Source organism: Microcystis sp. M090S1, from assembly GCF_020246295.1.
Lineage (GTDB): Bacteria > Cyanobacteriota > Cyanobacteriia > Cyanobacteriales > Microcystaceae > Microcystis > Microcystis aeruginosa.
In genome coordinates this window covers 1-3,369 of sequence record NZ_JADBTF010000093.1, presented here as the reverse complement: position 1 = coordinate 3,369, position 3,369 = coordinate 1, and the positions used below count along the sequence as shown (strand labels likewise).

Below are 3,369 nucleotides of genomic sequence, written 5' to 3'. Positions count from 1 at the left end.
AGACCAGAACAGAGTAAATCTGTTAAGGCAGGTGCGAAAAATCCTTCGGGAAAGAAGCAGAAACCTAAATCGTGAGGTTTGGGAATCACCGTCCGTTTACGGCGGTGAGGATGTCAATGCATCTACATTTTTTAAAACTCAGGCTCAAACTGACTTTTTGATATATGCAAAATTAGCATTCATACCTTGATTAAGCAACGCCGGGGTTTTTTCGTTGAGTTGGCTGGCTCTTATCTTCGGTCGGCCTTTGAGCTTTTTCTGTTCTCTGAGTTGGGCTTCCAGTTGGGCGGTTCGTTCTTGCTGCTTTTTTAGCTGTTGAGAGAGTTGGTCAATGATGGCTTGTTGTTGTTGGAGTTGCTCAGTCAGGCTCCTCACGAGGTTTTGTCAGCTATCTACTTCTTGGCGGAGGGCTTTCTCAATTTTCCTTTGGCTCTCTGTGGCAATCCTCCTATCTGTGTTAAACCAGATTTTCTCCCTCATAGCAACCCCTACACGACCTTGATTTTTGTTCGCGACAGCTTCCAGCAGTTATTGAGAGGTTACATCAGTGGGAAGTGGGAAGTAGGGAACACAGAGCAAAAAGCTGACGGCTGACAGCTGATAGCTCTTTATTGCTAACCGGACTGACGATGATCTATTCTGTATCCTAGCCTAACTCGCCAATCCCCACCGCCAAAAAAGAATAATGTACTGCGATTACCTGGTTCAAATCCTCACCGCACGGGTTTACGATGTCGCCCAAGAAACCCCCTTGGAACTTGCCCCCAATCTCTCCCAACGCTTGCACAATCAGCTTTTACTCAAGCGCGAGGATATGCAGTCGGTTTTCTCTTTTAAACTGCGCGGCGCATACAACAAAATGGCGCATTTGTCAAGGGATTTGTTACAAAAAGGTGTAATTGCTGCTTCGGCGGGAAATCATGCCCAGGGAGTCGCTTTGGGGGCGCGGCAATTGGGAACCCAAGCGATTATCGTTATGCCTGTCACCACTCCGCAAGTCAAAATCGACGCGGTAAAAGCCCGGGGCGGGATTGTCGTCCTGCACGGTGACACCTACGATGATGCCTACACCTACGCGCGGCAGTTAGAAGCGGAAAAAGGCTTAACTTTTATCCATCCCTTCGATGACCCGGAGGTAATCGCCGGCCAGGGTACGATCGGTATGGAAATTTTACGACAATATCAGCAACCGATCGAGGCGATTTTTGTCGCTATTGGTGGCGGTGGCTTAATATCAGGTATTGCAGCCTATGTCAAGCGTTTACGCCCAGAAATTAAAATTATCGGGGTGGAACCTGTGGACTCAGACGCGATGAATCAATCCCTAAAAGCCGGTTATCGGGTGCGTTTAGCGCAAGTGGGATTATTTGCCGATGGGGTGGCGGTGCGCGAGGTGGGAGAGGAGACTTTTCGTCTCTGTCAGCAGTATGTGGACGAGATTATCCTAGTGGATACGGATGATATCTGTGCGGCGATTAAGGATGTTTTTCAAGATACACGCTCGATTTTAGAACCTGCGGGGGCGTTAGCGGTAGCAGGAGCGAAAGCTTATGTAGAAAGAGAAGGAATTGAGGATAAAACCCTCGTTGCTGTGGCTTGTGGGGCGAATATGAACTTTGATCGTCTGCGGTTTGTGGCGGAAAGGGCAGAATTAGGGGAACGGCGCGAGGCGTTGTATGCTGTTACTATTCCCGAACAACCGGGCAGTTTACGGCGTTTTTGCGAATGTGTCGGCAAACGCAATTTAACCGAATTTAGTTATCGCATTGCCGATGAAAAAGAAGCACATATTTTTGTCGGCGCCCAGATCGAAAATCGCACCGATGCCAAGAAATTAGCCGAGAGTTTTGAAGCTTGCGGCTTTAAAACCCTCGATATTAGCGATGATGAATTGACTAAATTGCATCTGCGCCACATGGTGGGAGGGCGATCGCATTTAGCCGATCATGAATTATTTTATCGCTTCGAGTTTCCCGAACGACCGGGGGCTTTAATGAAATTTGTCGCTTCCATGAGTCCCCACTGGAATATCAGCGTTTTCCATTATCGCAATAACGGAGCCGATTACGGGCGTATCGTCGTGGGCATACAGGTCCCCCCCGATGAAATGAATCAATGGCAAGCTTTTCTCGATACTCTCGGCTATCGCTATTGGGATGAAAGTCAAAATCCGGCCTATCAGTTATTTTTAGGTTAAATCGCCATTTTCAGGAAGTTATCAGCAGATGAATCAAGATTTTCCCCATATTTCCGTTTTGAGTCAAGAATTAATCGCGGGTTTAAATATTCAACCCGGGGGGCATTATCTCGATCTTACCCTAGGCGGTGGTGGACACAGCCGCTTGCTTTTAGAAGCTCATCCCGAAACGACAGTAACCGCCATCGATCGCGATCAAAGCGCCCTAGAAGCCGCTAAAATTAGTCTCGCCCCCTATCTAGATAGCCGTTTAACCCTCTGGTGGGGGAACTTCGCCGATTATAATGGACAAAATAGCAGTTTTGATGGCATTATCGCCGATTTAGGAGTCAGTTCTCCCCAATTCGATCAGAGCGAGCGCGGCTTTAGTTTTCGCCACACGGCAGCCTTAGATATGCGGATGGATCGCTGTCAATCCCTAACGGCAGCCGATATTATCAACCATTGGCAGGAAAAAGAATTAGCGGATCTTTTTTATCAATACGGAGAAGAACGTTTATCTCGTCCTATTGCTCGCTCGATCGTCCAAAAACGTCCTTTTACTACCACTACTGAATTAGCGGCTGTCATCGCTAGTTCTGTACCCGCTAGTTACCGTTATGGACGTATTCATCCGGCAACGCGGGTTTTTCAATCCCTACGCATCGCTGTTAACCAAGAATTAGATTCTCTGCAAAAATTGTTACATCAAGCCCCCCACTGGCTAAAATCCGGGGGAATTATCGCTATGATCAGTTTTCATAGTCTAGAAGATCGTCTGATCAAGTATGGCTTTCGCGAAGATAATTCCTTGAAAATTATCACGAAAAAGCCGATTATCCCCAGCCGAGAAGAACAAGCTAAAAATCCTCGTTCTCGTTCGGCTAAACTAAGAATAGCCCAAAAGATCGAATCAGAGGTTATCTGATAGCAGTTATCTTAATGGTGAGGTACAAACTCTCTGGTTTTGGGGAGTCGTTTGTCAATACCAAATTAGGGCTTGCTGAATAAATGTGAAATGTAGGCAAGGTAAGGATTTTGTGGCTTTACGAGCGAAACAGGTGCAAGATTTTGAGAGAATCGTGCTTCAAAACCTGGCATCTTGAGCGGCGATTGCGTCCTGTAGGGGCGAAGCATTCGGGCAATAACCTATCGGTGAAACCGTAGATTTTCTATCCGAATGCTTCGCCCGT

At 47.1% G+C, this 3,369-nt stretch carries 3 protein-coding genes; 2 read left to right on the top strand and 1 reads right to left on the bottom strand.

From position 1 onward, the window contains the following. Nucleotides 1–144: 144 nt before the first annotated feature. Nucleotides 145–375: a hypothetical protein gene (locus IM477_RS04205; protein WP_287730653.1), complete on the bottom strand. Its 231-nt coding sequence runs from the start codon at nucleotides 373–375 to the stop codon at nucleotides 145–147. 310 nt (nucleotides 376–685) lie between these two features. On the opposite strand from IM477_RS04205, the gene ilvA reads away from it, so the two are divergent. Together ilvA and rsmH are read left to right on the top strand one after the other, a co-directional pair. Further along, on the top strand, nucleotides 686–2,197 hold the full coding sequence (gene ilvA, locus IM477_RS04200; protein ID WP_287730652.1) for a threonine ammonia-lyase, biosynthetic: 1,512 nt from the start codon (nucleotides 686–688) through the stop codon (nucleotides 2,195–2,197). 28 nt (nucleotides 2,198–2,225) lie between these two features. Further along, entirely contained in the window at nucleotides 2,226–3,104 is an 879-nt protein-coding gene (rsmH, locus tag IM477_RS04195) for a 16S rRNA (cytosine(1402)-N(4))-methyltransferase RsmH (protein WP_287728975.1), read from the top strand. Nucleotides 3,105–3,369 lie beyond the last annotated feature (265 nt).

Excerpts from the sequence above, each read along its gene's own strand:
- ilvA (WP_287730652.1), top strand. The coding sequence starts at position 686 with ATGTACTGCGATTACCTGGTTCAAATCCTCACCGCACGGGTTTACGAT.
- rsmH (WP_287728975.1), top strand. The coding sequence starts at position 2,226 with ATGAATCAAGATTTTCCCCATATTTCCGTTTTGAGTCAAGAATTAATC.